The sequence below is a fragment of the Stenotrophomonas sp. NPDC047960 genome (genome assembly GCF_043204395.1).
Classification (GTDB): domain Bacteria; phylum Pseudomonadota; class Gammaproteobacteria; order Xanthomonadales; family Xanthomonadaceae; genus Stenotrophomonas.
Genome location: NZ_JBIDBX010000001.1, coordinates 499,042 through 516,655, shown reverse-complemented (window position 1 = coordinate 516,655; position 17,614 = coordinate 499,042). Strand labels below are relative to the sequence as shown.

The 17,614-nt window shown below is 68.0% G+C and carries 15 protein-coding genes; 7 read left to right on the top strand and 8 right to left on the bottom strand.

Translation table 11 applies throughout. The features are described 5' to 3' along the window. Nucleotides 1-54 precede the first annotated feature (54 nt). Both ACGFZ3_RS02505 and ACGFZ3_RS02500 read right to left on the bottom strand, forming a co-directional pair. Nucleotides 55-2,472 carry a putative bifunctional diguanylate cyclase/phosphodiesterase gene (locus tag ACGFZ3_RS02505; protein WP_392915949.1) on the bottom strand — a complete coding sequence of 806 codons (2,418 nt, stop codon included), beginning with the start codon at nt 2,470-2,472 and terminating at the stop codon, nt 55-57. A 168-nt stretch (nt 2,473-2,640) separates the two neighbouring features. Next, nucleotides 2,641-4,587 (bottom strand): DEAD/DEAH box helicase, encoded by a 1,947-nt coding sequence (locus ACGFZ3_RS02500; RefSeq protein ID WP_392915946.1) that lies wholly within the window; start codon nt 4,585-4,587, stop codon nt 2,641-2,643. Nucleotides 4,588-4,855: 268 nt separating this feature from the next. Between ACGFZ3_RS02500 and ACGFZ3_RS02495 the strand changes: the two genes are divergently transcribed. After that, nucleotides 4,856-5,086, top strand: a complete 231-nt coding sequence (locus ACGFZ3_RS02495) for an RNA-binding S4 domain-containing protein (RefSeq protein WP_068850383.1) — start codon at nt 4,856-4,858, stop codon at nt 5,084-5,086. A gap of 95 nt (nt 5,087-5,181) precedes the next feature. On the opposite strand, the gene ubiM is transcribed toward ACGFZ3_RS02495, so the two are convergent. The 4 genes from ubiM to ACGFZ3_RS02475 form a co-directional block, all read right to left on the bottom strand. After that, complete coding sequence (ubiM, locus tag ACGFZ3_RS02490; RefSeq protein WP_392915941.1) at nt 5,182-6,372, bottom strand: 5-demethoxyubiquinol-8 5-hydroxylase UbiM; 1,191 nt, start codon at nt 6,370-6,372, stop codon at nt 5,182-5,184. A gap of 87 nt (nt 6,373-6,459) precedes the next feature. Then, nucleotides 6,460-6,861, bottom strand: coding sequence for an MAPEG family protein (locus ACGFZ3_RS02485; RefSeq protein ID WP_392915938.1), 402 nt, complete (start codon nt 6,859-6,861; stop codon nt 6,460-6,462). Between the two features lie 18 nt (nt 6,862-6,879). Continuing rightward, the gene (locus tag ACGFZ3_RS02480; RefSeq protein WP_392917546.1) at nt 6,880-7,410 is read right to left on the bottom strand and encodes a DUF4019 domain-containing protein; all 531 of its coding nucleotides are present in this window, start codon (nt 7,408-7,410) and stop codon (nt 6,880-6,882) included. A gap of 61 nt (nt 7,411-7,471) precedes the next feature. Then, nucleotides 7,472-8,611 (bottom strand): hypothetical protein, encoded by a 1,140-nt coding sequence (locus ACGFZ3_RS02475; RefSeq protein WP_392917543.1) that lies wholly within the window; start codon nt 8,609-8,611, stop codon nt 7,472-7,474. Nucleotides 8,612-8,783: 172 nt separating this feature from the next. Here ACGFZ3_RS02475 and ACGFZ3_RS02470 point away from each other — a divergent pair, with 172 nt between their 5' ends. The 3 genes from ACGFZ3_RS02470 to ACGFZ3_RS02460 are packed head-to-tail and all read left to right on the top strand — an operon-like array spanning nt 8,784 to nt 12,046. Next, nucleotides 8,784-10,241 (top strand): AlkA N-terminal domain-containing protein, encoded by a 1,458-nt coding sequence (locus ACGFZ3_RS02470; protein WP_392915934.1) that lies wholly within the window; start codon nt 8,784-8,786, stop codon nt 10,239-10,241. A 4-nt stretch (nt 10,242-10,245) separates the two neighbouring features. Then, nucleotides 10,246-10,737 (top strand): methylated-DNA--[protein]-cysteine S-methyltransferase, encoded by a 492-nt coding sequence (locus ACGFZ3_RS02465; protein ID WP_392915931.1) that lies wholly within the window; start codon nt 10,246-10,248, stop codon nt 10,735-10,737. A 52-nt stretch (nt 10,738-10,789) separates the two neighbouring features. Further along, nucleotides 10,790-12,046: an ectonucleotide pyrophosphatase/phosphodiesterase gene (locus ACGFZ3_RS02460; RefSeq protein ID WP_392915928.1), complete on the top strand. Its 1,257-nt coding sequence runs from the start codon at nt 10,790-10,792 to the stop codon at nt 12,044-12,046. 86 nt (nt 12,047-12,132) lie between these two features. On the opposite strand, the gene ACGFZ3_RS02455 is transcribed toward ACGFZ3_RS02460, so the two are convergent. Both ACGFZ3_RS02455 and ACGFZ3_RS02450 read right to left on the bottom strand, forming a co-directional pair. Beyond that, complete coding sequence (locus ACGFZ3_RS02455; protein ID WP_068850363.1) at nt 12,133-12,315, bottom strand: 30S ribosomal protein THX; 183 nt, start codon at nt 12,313-12,315, stop codon at nt 12,133-12,135. A 108-nt stretch (nt 12,316-12,423) separates the two neighbouring features. Then, entirely contained in the window at nt 12,424-12,837 is a 414-nt protein-coding gene (locus ACGFZ3_RS02450) for a MerC domain-containing protein (RefSeq protein ID WP_392915925.1), read from the bottom strand. Between the two features lie 163 nt (nt 12,838-13,000). Between ACGFZ3_RS02450 and ACGFZ3_RS02445 the strand changes: the two genes are divergently transcribed. From ACGFZ3_RS02445 to ACGFZ3_RS02435, 3 genes are all read left to right on the top strand, one after another. Next, on the top strand, nt 13,001-15,193 hold the full coding sequence (locus ACGFZ3_RS02445) for a TonB-dependent receptor (RefSeq protein ID WP_392915922.1): 2,193 nt from the start codon (nt 13,001-13,003) through the stop codon (nt 15,191-15,193). Nucleotides 15,194-15,362: 169 nt separating this feature from the next. Further along, nucleotides 15,363-15,929, top strand: a complete 567-nt coding sequence (locus tag ACGFZ3_RS02440) for a TetR/AcrR family transcriptional regulator (RefSeq protein ID WP_392915919.1) — start codon at nt 15,363-15,365, stop codon at nt 15,927-15,929. Then, nucleotides 15,926-17,611, top strand: coding sequence for an MFS transporter (locus ACGFZ3_RS02435; protein ID WP_392917540.1), 1,686 nt, complete (start codon nt 15,926-15,928; stop codon nt 17,609-17,611). Before ACGFZ3_RS02440 ends, ACGFZ3_RS02435 begins: the two co-directional genes overlap by 4 nt. Nucleotides 17,612-17,614: the final 3 nt, after the last annotated feature.

Below are 17,614 nucleotides of genomic sequence, written 5' to 3'. Positions count from 1 at the left end.
CATGGCGTCCCCGTGCCGATTATCGCAAGAAGGGGCGCCGGTGCACGTGAGAGTTCAGGAAAGACGGCCTGACTGCATCTGCGTCTCCCGCCACAACGAGGGCTGGGTGAGCTTTTCCAGCGGCATCGGGCGTTCGATGGCATAACCCTGCAGGCCCTCGACCCCCAGAGCCCGCAGCTGCGCGGCGATCTCTTCGGACTCCACCCATTCGGCGGTCACACTCATGTGCAGCTCGCGGCCGATTTCAGTGATGGCGCGGACCGTCGCCCGGCTGACCGGGTCGATATCCATGTCACGCACGAACACCCCATCGATCTTCAGCATGTCCGCCGGCAGCTGGCGGAGGTAGCCGAACGAAGAGAGCCCCGCTCCGAAGTCGTCCAGCGCCACCCGGCAGCCGCGCGCCTTGACCCCTTCGACAAAGCTGCGCGCCTGCTCCAGGTTGCTGATCGCCGCGGTCTCGGTGATCTCGAAACACAGCTTGCGCGCCAGCCCGCGGTTGCGCTCCAGCAGGTCGCAGACGAAGGCCAGGAAGCTCGGCTCGGCGATCGATTGAGCCGACACGTTCACGTTGCACAGGCCCAGCCGCTGCACATGCGCCGGGCACAGCTGCAGGTGGCGGAACAGCAGCCCCAGCACGTGCCGGTCCAGTGCCATGCCCATGCCATAGCGCTCCAGCGCGGGCATGAAATCGCCCGGCCCCCGCAGCTGGCCATCGGTGCCGCGCATGCGTACCAGCACTTCGTAATGCAGGAACCCCGGATCACCGACCTGTTCAATGCGCTGGGCGTACAGCAGCATGCGGTTCTCGGCGATCGCGCTGGACACATGCGCCAACCGCTCTGCTTCCAGCAGGCGCTCCTGCAGCGCCATCCGGTTCTCATTGAAGCAATGCACGCGGTTGCGCCCGGCCTGCTTGGCCGCGTAGCACGCGCTGTCTGCCGCGCTCATCAACCAGTTCACATCGGCCACATCGGCGGTGATTTCGACCACGCCGATACTGCAGCTGACCCGCGGCAGCCCATCGTCGCGCTGGAACCCGGCCTGGCCCAGGTTGCGTGCGATCCGCTGCAGCACCTGCTTGGCCTCGTCCTGGCGGGCGTCGGACAGCAACATCGCGAACTCGTCGCCGCCCATGCGGCCCACCCAGTCGCCCTCGCGTACCGCGCCCTCCAGGTAATCTGCAAAGCCGCGCAGCAGCTGGTCGCCGGCCGCGTGGCCGAGGCCATCGTTGACCAGCTTGAAATAGTCCAGGTCCAGGTAACACAGGCTGTGGGTACCGCCGCGGGTGCGCACGTCGAGCAGCGCCAGCTCCAGCAGGCGCTCGATCTCGCGCCGGTTGATCAGGCCGGTGAGCGGGTCGTGGCTGGTGTGGTGCTCGACTTCCCGCGCCAGTGCGTGGTTCTGCGATACGTCTTCGATGATCGCGAACACGGACAGGTCACGGCCAGGGCTGCGCACCAGCGTACCGCTCCAGCGTCCCCACAGCAGACCGCCGTCGGCATGCCGGAAGCGCAGTTCGCCCGGGCGCAGCTGGCGCGGCCAGTCGATGTCGCCGGCCTCGTCCAGCACCAGCTCGCCATCGACCAGCAGTTCCGGCAGTTCCATGCCAAGCAGCGCGTCGCGGCGATACCCGAGTATGTCGGCCATGGCCTGGTTGGCCTCGACGATGCCCCCGGCGTGGTCCAGCTTGAGCATGCCCACCGTAGCCTGGTAGAACGCGGCGCGGAAGCGGCTTTCGGTGTCGATCAGGTCATTGCGCACGCGCCGGGACAGCAGCACCGCGACCAGGGTGATGAGCAGCACCGACAGGCCGCCGACAATCAGCGTGGCCATGCGCACGATGGAAGCCGTATTGAGCAGCGCCAGCGAGAACGCGCGGGCCTGCGCCTGCAGGCTGCGGTCCAGCGCCTGCACCTGCACCAGCAATGCCTCGCGGATGGCCGGTTCCACGGTGCCGTTGGCATGCATCGCTTCGGCGGTGTCCATCATCGCCTGCAGCTGGGCCAATCCGTGGTCGGTCTGTTGCCACAGGTGCACCGCATCGCGGAAGTATCCCAGGCGCCCCAGGTAGCGGAATGACAGGATCAGCCGGTTGATGTCGCCCGGCTGGTTGCCGCCCTGCAGGAAGCCGCGCCGTGCCCGCGCGATATCCACATCGTCCTGCTCCAGCGCGCGGCGCGCATCCAGGTCGCCCAGCGGTACCTGCAGCGCCGCACGCGCCTCGACCAGCGCGGCCGGATTGCCCGACGAGATGTAACGCGCCAGGGCGAAAGAGGCCTGCTGCTGGCTGCGCGACCAATGGCTCTGGCCCACGATCCACGCAGTGGACGCGCCCTGCAGCTCCTGGATCAGCGCCGAAAGCGCCACCAGGCCAACGGCCATGCCCGTAAGCAGCACGAACCGCAGGGTCAACCCCCGCGTGACATGCGGTACGGCGGTACTGCCCACCTCCCTGCTGCCTCCCAGCATCGCAGATCCCTCCGGCGCCCATGGGTGCTTGGCATAGTCCCCTGTGATGGCAGGCTAGGTCCAGCGCTGTTGAAACGGCGCGAAGTTTGCCCTCACATCGGCTCGGACGGCTGGAACAACAACGCCAGCCCGAGGGCTGGCGTTGTTGGAGACGGCAATGTGGATCGATCAACCGTTGCGCGGGCCGCGCGGCTTGAAGCCGTCGCGACGCGGCGGGCGATCGTTGCCGCCCGGACCGCGGTGCCCCGCCGGACCGCCCGGCTTTCCGCCGCGGCCAAACTTCGGCTTGAACGGCGGACGGGCCGAACCCGAACCGGCGGTGTCTTCACCCGGCTCGACCTTGCGCATCTGCAGCTGCTGGCCCGACACCCACACCTTCTTCAGGTGACTGAGCAGTTCAGCAGGCATTTCCGCCGGGAGGTCCAGGATCGAGAAGTCGTCACGGATGTCGATGCGGCCGATGAAACGGCTCTCCAGCCCGGCTTCGTTGGCGATCGCGCCGACGATGTTGCCCGGCTTGACCCCGTGCACGTGGCCCACCTCAATGCGGAAGGTTTCCATGCCGGGCTCCGGCTCGCCACGCGGGGCGATCTCACGGCGCGGGGCACGTTCGAACCCCCCGTCGTTGCCGACGAAATCGCCTTCCGGGCGCGGCGGACGCGGGCCGCGGTCGTCTTCGCGGCGCGGGCCACGCTCGAAGCGCGGCTCGAAGCGCGCCGGGCGCTCACCCCGATCGTTGCGGTCATTGCGCGGGTGCGGCGCACGCTCTTCACGGGCACCGCGCACCGGCGGGGTGAGCAGGAACGGCGAGTCGCCCTGCAGCAGCTTGGCCAATGCAGCGGCAATGTCGATCGCCGGCACGTTCTTCTCGCCTTCCAGCTTCTGCAGCAGGTCGCGGTAGAACTCGGTGCCGCCGGCATCGAGCGCGTCGCTGATGCGGCTCATGAACTTGTTGATCCGGGTGTCGTTGACCGCGTCCACGCTCGGCAGCTGCATTTCTTCGATCGGCTGGCGGGTGGCACGCTCGATCGCACGCAGCATGCCCTTTTCGCGCGGGGTGGCGAACAGGATCGCATCACCGGTGCGGCCGGCACGCCCGGTACGGCCGATGCGGTGCACGTAGCTTTCGGTGTCGTACGGGATGTCGTAGTTCAGCACGTGGCTGATGCGCTCCACGTCGAGGCCGCGGGCCGCCACGTCGGTGGCGACCAGGATATCCAGCTTGCCTTCCTTGAGCATGCCGATGGTGCGCTCACGCTGCGCCTGCTGCATGTCACCATTGATGGCCGCGGCGGCCAGGCCACGGGCCTGGAGCTTTTCCGCCAGCTCTTCGGTGGCTGCCTTGGTACGCGAGAAGATGATCATCGCGTCGAACGGTTCCACTTCCAGGATGCGGGTCAGCGCGTCCAGCTTGTGCATGCCGCTCACCCACCAGTACCGCTGGCGGATGTTGGCCGACGTGGTGGTCTTGCTGACGATGGTGACTTCGGCCGGGTTCTTCAGGTAGGTCTGCGCGATGCGGCGGATCTGCGACGGCATGGTGGCCGAGAACAGTGCCACCTGGCGGGTTTCCGGCAGCTTCTTCAGGACCGCTTCGACGTCGTCGATGAAGCCCATGCGCAGCATTTCATCAGCTTCGTCCAGCACCAGGGTCTTCAGCTCGGACAGGTCCAGGGTGCCGCGGTCGAGGTGGTCGATCACGCGGCCCGGGGTGCCGACGATGACGTGCACGCCGCGGCGCAGGGCCTGCAGCTGCTGCCCGTACGGCTGGCCGCCGTAGACCGGCAGCACGCGGAAACCGGGAATGCCCGAGGAGTAGGTCTGGAACGCCTCGGCGACCTGGATGGCCAGTTCGCGGGTCGGCGCCAGCACCAGCACCTGCGGCTTGGTCTGGTTGAAATCCAGGTTGGACAGGACCGGCAGCGCGAAGGCGGCGGTCTTGCCGGTGCCGGTCTGGGCCTGGCCCAGCACGTCGCGGCCTTCCAGCATCGCCGGGATGGTGGCAGCCTGGATCGGCGACGGGGTTTCATAGCCGACGGCGGCAACGGCCTTCATCACAGCGTCGGACAGGCCGAGGTCTGCGAACAGCAGCGGCGTGGGGGATTCTTGGGACATGGGGAACTCCGAAGCCACTACCGTTTTACGTGGCAGTGGCATAAAAAAGGGGATGGTCCGCGCTTTGGGCGCCCTTTCTTATCGCGTGCCCTGGCGCTGCTCGGTCGGAGGAGAATTCACTCGCTCAGGGCGCGATGATACCGCATGGATCCTGAACCACGTGTACAGATTTCAGCCCGGATGCTGCAAGCGCCGCGTGCTGGCGCACAATACGCGCCCACTTTCGGCCGGCCCCGTGCCCGCGCCCCTTCACAGGATACCCCACCCCATGCAGACCCTCGAATTTGAACTGGACAGCGAATACGTGGAACTGAAGCAGCTGCTCAAGCTCGCCGACCTGGTGACCAGCGGCGGCGAGGCCAAGACCGTGATCGGCGACGGCCAGGTCCTCGTTGACGGCGAAGTGGAGCTGCGCAAGGCCTGCAAGATCCGCGGTGGCCAGCAGGTCCAGTTCGGCGACACCGTGATCAACGTCATCGCTGATAGCGACGCCCCCTGATCCCATGTGACGACCAACGGTCGTCACCTACCATGGTGGCTCACGACCAACGGTCGTCACCTACCCGGTGGCTCACGACCAACGGTCGTGATGCCTCACCGTTGGGTGAGGTGCGCGGCGATCACCTGCCGGAACGGCGCCACCCCGTGCGCCAGCCGCAGCCCCGCCCGACGCAGCACGCGCGCCGGCAGGCGGTCATCGGTATAGAGCGTGGCGATCGCATTGGTCGCCTCGTACAGCGGCCGTGAGGCCAGCCGGTGCCCCCGCTCGTAGGCGGCCAGACCGGCCGGAGCGGCGATATCGGTACCCCGCCCGGCCGCCCGGCGCAGGATCGCGGCCAACCGGTCCTGGCTCTGCAGGCCCAGGTTGAAACCGTGCGCGGTGACCGGATGCATGCCCACCGCGGCATCGCCGATCAGCGCGCAGCGCGCGCCCACGAACGCAGTGGCGTACACCCCCACCAGCGGGTACGCGATGGGGCGCGCCACCGGGGTCATCGCGCCCAGCCGGTGTTCGAAACACGCGCCGATGCTGCGCCCGAAGCTTGCTTCGTCCTGTACCCGCAGCGCCTCGATCCCGGGCGGCGGCAGGGTGATCACCGCCGACGCCTGGTCGCCATTGAGCGGCAGCAGCGCCATGGTGCCGCCATAGCCGAACCACTCCCACGCAGTGTGCTGGTGCGGCACCTCGACCTGCATCCGGCAGACCAGCATCGATCTGCCGAAATCGCGCATGCGCGCGCCGATGCCCAGCATGCGCCGGGTGGACGAGAACCGGCTGTCGGCCGCCACCACCAGCCGCGCCTGCAGCCGGCGCCCATCGGCAAGGGTCACTTCGCTGTGGCGCGCACCGGGCACGATGCCGCGCACGCTGCACTGGTCGAGGATCTCCAGGTCGGCCTGGCCCTGCACGCTGTCCCATGCCGCGCGGCGGATCAGGTGATTGGGCACCAGCCAGCCCAGGTCGCCACCGCGCGCGTCGCGCGCAGCGAAGGTCAACGCGAATGGAGAACGCCCATCCATGACCTTGGCGTCGCGCAGCGGCGAAACTTCAGCGGGGTCAAGCCGCTGCCACAGGCCCAGCTGCTCGAGGATGTGGCGCGACGCATGGGTGAGCGCGATTTCGCGCCCGTCGAAGGCGGCCTCGGCCAGCGCCGCGCGCGGCTGCTGCTCCACCATCGCCACGCGCAGGCCACTGCCGGCCAGCGCGCGAGCGAAACACAGCCCCGCCGGCCCGGCGCCCACTACCACCACATCCACTGCCTGCCCGCTGCGATCGTTCGTCATGATCCGTTTCCGTTGCTTGACCACGACCGAGCTTAGCCCTCACCGCCGGCGGCGCTCTTGATCTGGATCAGCCGCGTCGGCGCCGGTTCACGCCAGCCCGTGCAGCAGGCGCCACAGCAACAGCACGATGCCCACCAGCGACACCACCCAGACCAGGCTGCGCAGGTAGGGAATGCCTGCGGCATACAGCGGCACGTAAACCAGCCGCGCCCAGAAATAAAGCTGCACGGCGAGCGCGGTGGTGCTGTCCTGGCGTTGGGTAAGCACCACTGCCAGCACGGCGGCGGCAAAGAACGGGAAGGTTTCCAGGAAATTGGCCTGCGCCCGCTGCAGGCGCGCGGCCAGCGGGCCCGGCGCAGGTGGTACCCCATCGCGGGCCGACGCATTCCAGGCCAGCCCGCGTTCGCGGGTGACCGCGCCAGCGGCGATCATCACCTGCACCAGGCCCAGTACGATGGACCAGCCCAGCATCTGGATTTCGATACCCATGCGATGTTCCTCCTGCGGTCAGGGAGCTGCGGCGCGGACGCTGTAACCGGCCAGGCGCCAGATCCTGTCGTCGTCAAAGCGGAACGACACCAGCTCGCGCACCGGCTGCGCGCTGTTGGCGAACCGGGTGGGGAAGCTGACGTTGATGTACAGGCCCTCGGGCACGGCCGCGCCCGCCTTGTACTTGACCCGCGTGACCACCGGCTGGCCGCGCGAGACCAGCGCGCCCAGGCGCTTGCGGTCGCCGTCGAGCTGCGCCACGAACGCCTGCTCGGTGACCGCCCTGCGGGCCACTTCGGACGCGCCCTTCCAGGCCTCGGCGGCGCGTCCGGCATCAACCAGGGTCGCCACCTTCAGGCCGGCAGCGGCCATTTCCTGATCCTGCTTCTGGACCTGCGCCTGCTGTTGCGGGGTCAAGGCAGGCCGTGCCGGGGCAGCCGGGGAGGCAGGTGCCGGGCGCGCGGGCGCCGGTGCCGGGGTGGCCGGCGGCGGGGTCTGGGCCAAGGCAACGGCGGGGAGCAGAAGCAACAGCAGCAGCGGAACGCGCATCGGGGCACCGTGGGCGGCAGTGGATTTCACGCCAGTCTACGGGAACCCCGTGAGCAGGCCGTCAGTTGCGTTCGGCCGCCTCCGCGGGCGGCTGGTCGGCATCGCTGGCGGTGCGTTCGACCACCGCATCGCGCGGCGTTTCGTTGGTCGGCAACAACGTGGACACATCGATTTCCGACAGCGGACTTTCGTCCGGGCAGGTCGCATCCGGGAAACCGAAGCGCTGCTTGAGCGTCTGCCCGCAGCGGGTAATCACGTCCAGCTCGCTGCCTTCGCGCTTGCACTCCTGGTCGAAGGCAACCAGAAATGCATCCTTGCGCCGCACGAAATCATCGCCGCACTTGCGCATCTGCTTGATCCGCTCCAGATCGTCCTGCACCGCATTGGTGCCATCCAGGCCGAACTGGCGCAGTTCCTCGCTGCTGAGCAGGCGCAGGCTGCGGTTGGGCACGGTCATCATCAGGTCGGCCACGCCGACCGCCACGCCGTTCCGCTGCAGGTAATCCTTGACGTTGTCGTAGACCTCGTGAAGTTCCAGATTGAGCTCGGCACGCGAAGTAGCCTTGGAGCTGATCCGCATCATGCGGTGGATGCCGACCTTGCCCGACACCAGCCGGTTGTCGCCGGCGGCCAGTACAAACACGCAGGCGCTGTGGCAGACCGAGCCTTCACGCACCCAGATGGTCCAGTTGGATTCGCCGATACGATCACCGGCCGCGATCGCCGCTTCCACCTGCCCGCCGCTGGAATCCAGGTCGAGAATGCGCCGCGAGACGTGCTGGGCATCGGCCACCAGCGCGATACGTGTCACCAGTTCGGTGAATCCAGGATTGATCTTGCCGGCGTAGCGCACACGCAGCAGGCCGCGCTCGACGCACGGGGCGATGGCCGCTTCCAGGCTGGCGCGGTCCAGCGCCTGCAGCGGGGCGCCGTCGCCTGCTTCGTCTGCGTACTCGGTGTCGCAGCTCAGCCAGGCCTTGCCGTTGTCCAGCGCCACCGTCGGCCAGTCCTGCTCGCCCTTGCGAGGCGGCGGTGGCGGCGCGGGGGGGGCATCGGCGGCATTGAACGACACCATGTGGTCGCCGTCGGCGGTCTGCGCCCGTACCGCCTTGTCGGCGGCGGTGACGTTGCCGGGGTTCTCCAGCTGGCTGCAGGCCGCCAGCCCCAGGCACAACAGCAACAACCCGCACGACTTGAGCAGCATGGACACCCGGCTTCCAGACAAAGGGCGTGCCGAAAACGGCACATGAAGGCACAGTCTAGTGCGCCCGGCCGGCATCACGGCAACCTGCCCTGAACCGCACCGGGCGTGCCCGGCATTGCTGTCCGAAAACGGCGAGCCGGCCCCCGGCCGGGCGCATAGACTGGGCCCCATGCACACCGCCCTGCCCCTGGATTACGCCGCCTGCGAAAGCGCCCGCCTGGCCCGCGATGCGCGCTTCGACGGCGTGTTCTTCACTGCCGTGCGCAGCACCGGTATCTACTGCCGCCCGGTCTGCCCGGCGCCGGCGCCGAAGCCGGTCAACGTCGATTACTACCCTACGGCGGCCGCTGCCGCCGCGGCAGGCTTCCGACCCTGCCTGCGCTGTCGGCCGGAGCTGGCTCCGGAAGCGCAGGACGCGCTCAGCAATGAAACCCTGCAGCGCGCGCTGGCGCTGATCCACGATGGCTTCCTGCAGGATGCCGCGGTGGGCGATCTGGCTGCCCGGCTCGGCCTGAGCGCGCGCCAGCTGCAGCGGCTGTTCGTGGCACGGCTGGGCGCGGCCCCGGCGCAGATCCACGCCACCCGCCGGCTGCTGCTGGCCAAGCAGCTGCTGACCGAAACCGCGCTGCCGGTCACCGACGTGGCCATGGCCGCCGGCTACAACAGCCTGCGCCGCTTCAACGCCGCGTTCGTGGAGGGCTGCGGCATGCCGCCCTCCGCGATCCGCCGCCAGCGTGGCGTGCTGGCTGACGGTGCACTGACCCTGCGCCTGGGCTACCGGCCACCGCTGGATTTCGCCGCGATGCTGGGCTTCCTGCGCCGCCGCTGCATCCCGGGCATCGAGCAGATCGACGACAGCAGCTACCAGCGCGTGATCGGCCCGGTCGAGCGCCCGTCGGTGATCCGGGTCACCGCTGATCCACGCCGCCCCGAGCTGCTGCTGCAGCTGGGCCAGATTGATCCACGCGCGATCCCCGGCATCGTGCGCCGGGTGCGGCGCATCTTCGACCTGGACGCGGACCTGCGCATCGTGCACGCCACGCTGGCACAGGACCCGCTGCTCGCGCGCGGCATCGCGCAGCGGCCCGGGCTGCGCGTACCCGGCGGTTGGGATGGCTTTGAAGTGGCGGTACGTGCCGTGCTCGGCCAGCAGGTCAGCGTGGCGGCGGCCATCACCCTGGCGCGGCGCGTGGTGGAGCGCTTTGGCACACCACTGGAGGCCATGCCGGAAGGGCTGGACCGTCAGTTCCCCAGCCCGGAACAGTTGGCCGACGCGCCACTGGAAGGGATCGGCCTGCCGCGAACGCGTGCGGCAACCGTGCGTGCAGTGGCCACCGCCGTGGCCGATGGTCGGCTGGACTTCCACGCCGGACAACGCCTGGACACTTTCATCGATCGTTGCGTGGCCCTGCCCGGGATAGGGCCGTGGACCGCGCACTACATCGCGCTGCGCGCCCTGGCGCTGCCCGATGCATTCCCCGCCGGCGACCTGGTGCTGCAGCAGGTACTGGGCGGTGACACCCGCCTGACCGAGCGCGCCACCGAGGCCCGCTCGCAGGCCTGGCGGCCCTGGCGTGCCTACGCCGTGCTGCACCTGTGGCATCTGGCCACGTCCGCTCCGGAGTAACCGCATGAACCTCCTCTACGACACTTTTGACAGCCCCATCGGCGCGCTGACCGTGGCCGGCGACAGCCAGGGCATCCACCACATCCTGTTCGAGAACAACCGTTACGACGCCAAGGGCCGCGCGCAGTGGCAACGTGATCCGCATGCGCTGCGCGACGCGCGCACCCAGCTGCTGCAGTACCTGCGCGGAGAACGCAGCAGGTTCGAGCTGCCCCTGGCACCGCACGGCACGGGGTTCCAGCTGCGGGTGTGGAAGGCGCTGGCCGACATTCCGTTCGGCGAGACCTGGAGCTACGTGCAGCTTGCGCGCCACATTGGTCACCCCACCGCCAGCCGTGCCGTCGGCGCGGCCAATGGGCGCAACCCGTTGCCGATCGTGCTGCCCTGCCACCGCGTGATCGGAAGCAGCGGCGCACTGACCGGCTTCGGTGGCGGCATCGAAACCAAGGCCGCGCTGCTCGAACTCGAATCGCGCACGCAGCCATTGTTCGCCTGACCGTGCCATCGGTTGTCTTCGCCGCGTCACTGCAGCGAACTATCATGGCGGGATGATTTCCGTCCGCCTTTCGCTGGCGCTTGCCGCCGCCCTCGCGCTGAGCAGCTGTGCCAGCGTCCCTTCAACGCCGTCGATCACCGCTGCCGACGCCGCTACCGTGGCAGCCAGTGCACCGAAGCTGCTGCTGGTCTCGATAGATGGCCTGCGCGCGGACATGCTGGACCGTGGCATCACCCCGAACCTGCAGCGCATCGCGCATGACGGCGTGCGCGCACAGTGGATGACGCCGTCCTACCCGTCGCTGACCTTCCCCAATCACTACACGATCGTGACCGGGCTGCGCCCGGACCACCACGGCATCATCCACAACAGCATGCAGGAGGACGCACTGGGTCGTTTTCAGCTCAACCTGCGCGATGCGGTGACCGATGGACGCTGGTGGGGCGGCGAACCGATCTGGGTCGGCGCCGAAAAGGCCGGCATGCGTACGGCCACCTGGTCGTGGCCCGGCAGCGAAGCAGCGATCCAGGGCATCCGCCCCAGCCAGTGGCGGGTGTACGACGACACCGTGTCGCTCGCCGACCGGGTCGACCAGGTACTGGGCTGGCTCGGCCAGACCGATGCCGATGCCCCGCGCCTGGTCACCCTGTACATGGAGCAGGTCGACAAGGCTGGCCACCACAACGGCCCCGATTCGCCCGCGTACGCGGCGGCCATCATCGACGTCGACACCGCCATCGGACGCCTGCTGGACGGCCTGCAGGCACGCGGGCTGGACGCCCGCACCAACCTCATCGTGCTGTCCGACCACGGCATGGCCAGCGTCCCGGATGGCCAGACCATCGCGGTGGAGGACATGATCGATCCGTCCCTCGCCAGGAACGTATCGGAGGGCCAGTCGATCGGTTTCGCACCGCTGCCGGGCAAGCAGCACCAGGCAGAGAAGATCCTGCTCGGCGCCCACGCAACCTACGACTGCTGGACCCGCCAGAACCTGCCCCCGCGCTGGGAATACGGGAGCAACCCGCGCATCCCGCCGATCGTGTGCCAGATGCACGAAGGCTGGAACGCACTGAGCCGCGAGCGGCTGGCCCAGCGCGAGTCCGGCGACCGTGGCTCGCACGGTTACGACAACGCCCTGCCCTCGATGCGCGCGATCTTCATTGCCCGTGGTCCGTCGTTCAAGCAGGGTGCCACCCTGCGCGGCTTCGACAACGTCGATGTCTATCCGTTGATGGCGCGTCTGCTGGGCATTCCGGCCGCCCCGAACGATGGCAATCCCGAGACGCTGGTTCCTGCATTGAAGTGATCGCGCCTGGTGGTGGAGAGCATGAAACTCGAAACCAAAAAAAACGCGGCGCAAGCGCCGCGTTTTTTCGTCAGACCTGGCGAAACTCAGCCGGCCTTGGCAACAGCCTTCTTGGCCACGGCCTTCTTTGCCGGGGCCTTGGCCACGGTCTTCTTGGCGACCGGCGCAGCTGCGCCCACGGCCACCTTGCTCACCGCGTGCGAACGCGAATTGCCGTAGCTGGCGTTGTAGCGCTTGCCCTTGGCGGTCTTGCGGTCACCCTTACCCATGTCGTCAACTCCTTAGTCTGAACTCTGATTACCCCGTGCTGACACGGGTTCGGCGGGCCCGCCCTTGCAGACGCCCCCGCGCACGATCGGAAAGCCTACCACAGCGCCTCAGTGCGCACAGCTCGCATCATGGACGTGCCCGTGGTTCAGGCGCAGGTTGACCAGGTGCGCGACCCCCACCAGCACCCCGCCCAGTGTCATCACCACCGCGTGCGGCACCGCCGAATGATGCAGCGGCCCGTACAGCAGCCCCGCCCACAAGGCGGTCAGGCCCGGCACCAGAAATCCGAGCGCGCGCAGCGCACCGTGGCGGCGGTAGCCCCACACCAGGCTGAACAGACCCAGCAGGGTCACGAAGCTGACCAGCGCCAGTTCCACCTCGTCGCCCAGCCACACCGACAACCCCAATGACGGCGCCGCCGCCAGCAGGACAGGCAGCACGGCGCAGTGCACCGCGCACAACAACGAGCCGGTGGCACCGAAGCGATCCAACAGATGACGCAGGCGGGGGAACAGAGGCATGACTTCCAGCAGGGTCGGCGAAGCGTTATGGAATAATATAACATCAATCCCGACGCGCACCTGCCTCCCCCTCGCTCCACCCGGTTCCACCTGCCCGTTACGACGGGATTCGCGCGCCCCACCATTGATACATTGTAACAATTAGCCGACGGACCCTCTGCCCATGCGCTCTTCCCGCTCCTTCAAACCGCACGCCCTGTCCCTGGCGCTTGCTGCCGCCCTGCTGCCTTCCCTGGCCATCGCCGCCGACGATGCGGCCGAACGTGACCAACACCTGACCGAACTGTCTGCGGTGAAGGTCACCGCCAGCCCGTTGCAGGGTGATGCCGAATCGCTGGCGCGCCCGGTGGACGTGCTCGCCGGCGAGCGCCTGGACGAACAGAAGGCCGGCACCCTCGGCGACACCGTGGCCAAATTGCCCGGCGTGCAGAGCACCTTCTTCGGCCCCGGCGTCGGCCGCCCGATCATCCGCGGCCAGGAAGGCCCGCGCGTGGCGGTACTGTCCAACGGCATGGGCAACATGGATGCCTCCACTGTCAGCGCCGACCACGCCACCAGCATCGAACCGTTCCTGGCCGATCAGATCGAAGTACTCAAGGGCCCGGCCACCCTGCTGTTCGGCAGCGGCGCCATCGGCGGCGCGGTCAACGTGGTGGATGGCCGCATCGCCCGCGACCTGCCCGAGCGCCCGCTCAGTGGGCGCGCCGAAGTGCGCGGCAACTCGGTCAACGACGAGCGCAGCGGCATGTTCCGGCTCGATGGCGTGAACGGCAACTGGGTGCTGCATGTCGATGGCCTGGTCCGCAATGGCGATGACTACCGCATTCCCGGCTACGCGGTGATCGACGGCCTGGAAGACCACAGCGGCCACGACCACGAAGACGGCGACGCCGACGAACCGCGGCGCGGCACCCTGGACAACAGCTCGATCCGCACCCGCGCCGGTGGCGTCGGCGCGACCTGGCTCGGCGAAGGCGGCTACTTCGGCGCCTCGGCCAGCACCTACCGCACCAACTATGGCATTCCGAACGGCGCCCACGTGCATGCCGACGACGACCATGATCATGATCATGACCACGATCATGGCGACGAGGAAGAAGAAGGCGGCGAACACGACGTGCGCATCGACATGGTGCAGAACCGGTTCGAAGCCAAGGGTGGCATCTACAACCCGGTGTCGTTCCTGAAGAACATCAACCTGCGCACCGCCTACACCGACTACGAGCATGTCGAGCTGGAAGCCGGCACGCCGTCCACGCGCTTCACCAACCGCGGCGTCGAAGCCCGCCTGGAAGCCGTGCAGCAGCAGATCGGCGGCTGGGACGGCGCGTTCGGCCTGCAGTTCGGCAACAGCGATTTCGGCGCCAAGGGCGAAGAAGCGTTCGTGCCCGATACCGGCACCCGCAACGTGGGGCTGTTCGTGCTCCAGGAAAAGCAGTTCGGCCCCTTCAAGCTGGAACTGGGTGGCCGCCACGACCAGATCAAGCTGGACCCGACCGGCGACTACCGCGCGCGCACCTTCGATGCCACCAACCTGTCGGCGGCCGGTATCTGGAAGCTCAATGATGCGGTCGACCTGCGCTTTGGCGTGGACGGCTCCGAGCGCGCGCCGACCAATGAAGAGCTGTACGCCGCCGGCGCACACATCGCTACCCGTTCGCTGGAGATCGGCGATGCCAACCTGAAGACCGAGCGCGGCCAGCGCGTCGAGCTGGGCATCCACACCCACAGCGACCGTCTCGATTTCTCCGCGTCGATCTACCAGACGAAGTTCAAGGACTTCATCTACCTGGCCGACACCGGCGTGGTCGAAAGCCTGCCGGTCCGCCTGTGGACCCAGCAGGACGCCACCTTCAAGGGTGCCGAAGCCGAAGCCCTGGTGCACCTGTTCGAAGGCAGCACCGGCGACTGGGACCTGCGCGTGTTCGGCGACTACGTGAAGGCAGAGCTGGATGGCAGCGGCAGCCGCAGCGTCGACATCGCCGTGCCGCACGGCGACCATGACCACAACTACACCGTGGACCTGGCCAACACCGGCTACCTGCCGCGCATTTCTCCGGCCCGGGTCGGCGCCGACCTGCGCTGGTCGCGTGACGGCTGGCGTGCCTCGATCGGCGCGGTGCGTTACAGCAGCCAGAAGGACACCGCGCAGAACGAAGCGCCGAGCGACGGTTACACCCTGGTCGATGCGCACGTCGCCTACCGCTGGGACCGTTCGGACAGCAACAGTTACGAAGTGTTCCTGGACGGCAACAACCTGACCAACCGCGAGGCGCGTGCGCACACCTCGCTGCTGCGGGACTACTCGCCGCTGCCGGGCCGTGGCGTGGCGTTCGGCATCCGCGCGTACTTCTGATCACTGCCGGGGTACATGTTCGACCTTCGGGGGCCGCAAGGCCCCCGTTTTTTTCGCCCTGCCGGACCGGGAAGCGGCGACTTCACGCCTTGTTGACCAACCAGAGCGGCCTCATACCGGCATCGCCCGCCCGGCTTCCACTGCGGACATTCCTGTCCGAAAATAGCGCATGCAAAGTCAACGTGCCGATGCGGCTGCGCGCCGCGCCCTGATCCTGGATGCCGCCGACAGCGTGTTCGGCCAGCACGGCGTCACCGCGCCGCTGGACCTGGTCGTGGAAAAAGCACAGGTCGGACGCGCCACCCTGTACCGCAATTTCCCCGACCGCACTGCGCTGATCGAGGCGTTGCTGGACCGGACCGTGGCGCGCATCGCGCGCCAGGTGGAAACGCTGGGCGACCGCGACGACGCCCTGTTCGAAGTGCTGCAGGGCATGGCCACGCGGATCGTACAGTCGCCGGCGCTGGCCGATTACTGGCGCGCGGTCGACCCGGACGAACCAACGATCAAGGCGGCGCGGCAGACCGTGCACACCCTGCTCAAGGCGCCCATCCAGCGCGCAATCGATGCCGGTTTGTGCCGCCCGGACCTGCAGGCGGCCGATATTTCGCTCATTTCCAGCATGCTGGGCGCGGCGCTGCGCGGCAAGACCCGCGAGGAGCGCGCACGGCTTGCCGGACGCGCGCTCCAACTGCTGCGTGGAGGACTGGGCGGAAAGGTCGACGGAGGCCGCTGATGCCCGAGTACCTCAAGCCCATTCCCGACTGGGAGGAACACGAAAAACCGACCCTGCCCGGCTCCGCGTCGATGCCGTGGCACCCGCCCCACCGGCGCGTGGCCTACGCGCTGGTTGCACTGCTGGTGGGCATCACCGGCGGGCTGGGCAATGCACTGGTGACCGCCAATCTGCCGTTCCTGCAGGGCCAGCTCGGGCTCACCCCGACCCAGGGCAGCTGGCTGGTCGCCGCCTATGCGATGGTCAACGTCACCGCCAACCTGCTGGCCTTCAAATTCCGCCAGCAGTACGGCATCCGCCTGTTCGCCGAGATCGGGTTGGGGTTGTACGCCGTATTGGCGGTGCTGCATCTGTTCGTAGGTAGCTTCGAGACCACGTTGATGATGCGTGCGGCCAGCGGCTTCGCCGGTGCGGCCTGCACCACGCTGGGTACGCTGTACATGCTGCAGTCGCTGCCGCGACGCTACACCGGCAACCTGCTGGTGATCGGCGTGGGCATTTCACAGATGGCCGTGCCGATTGCCTGGCTGGTTTCGCCGGGCCTGATCGACACCGGCCAGTGGCATAACCTGTACCTGTTCGAGGCCGGGCTGGCGCTGTGCGCGTTCGCTGCGGTGGTAATGCTGAAGCTGCCGCCCGGCGCACAGATCAAAGTGTTCGAGCCGATGGATTTCGTCAGCTTCGCCCTGCTTGCCCCCGCCGTGGCCCTGCTGGTGGTGGTGCTGGCCCAGGGCACCCTGCGTTGGTGGCTGGACACGCCCTGGCTGGGCTGGGCGCTGGTCGCGTCGATCACCCTGGGCACGGCGGGGCTGGTGGTCGAGCGCTGCCGGCGCAATCCACTGCTGCAGATCCGCTGGCTGTCCAGCCTGCCAATGCTGCACTTCATCGTCGGCGCGTTCCTGCTGCGCTTCCTTACCACCGAACAGTCCTACGGCGTGGTTGGGCTGATGCGCCAGCTGGGCATGGGCCCGGACCAGATGCGAGCGCTGTTCGCGGTGATCCTGGCCGGGGTGATCACCGGCATCGCGACCAGTTCCCTGACCTTCGGGCCGAAGCGCATCATCGCGCAGCTGTTGATGGCCATCCTGCTGCTGGGCAGCGCCGCGCTGCTCGACCAGAGCCGCACCAGCCAGGACCGGCCGCATGACTTCTTCCTCAGCCAGTTCCTGGCGGCAATGGGGTCGGGCATGTTCATGGGCCCACTGATCATGCTTGGGATCACCCAGGCGCTCAAACAGGGTACCGACCACATGATCACCTTCCTGGTCACGGTGTCCATCACCCAGACCTTGGGCGGGCTGGCCGGTTCGGCGCTCCTGGGCACCTACCAGGTGCACCGCGAGCAGGTATATTCCAGCGCGCTGGTCAGCCAGCTCGATCCGTCCGATGGCGTGGTCGCGCAGCGCCTGAAGCTGCAGCAGCAGCTGTATGCGCCGCTGCTCACCGATGGTGTGCAGCGCAGCGCCCAGGGCACAGGGCAGCTGGCCCAGATCACGCGCCGTGAAGCCAACGTGCGCAGCTTCAATGACGTGTTCTCGTTGAGTGGCCGGGTCGCCTTGGGATTCCTGGGCTGGCTGCTGCTGCTATCGGTGCGTACCGCCGTGCTCAAGCAGTGGCGCAAGCGCCATCCCGGTTCCCCCTCCCCTTCAGCCGCTGCGCCGTCCGCCGCGGCCCAGCGATGAGTG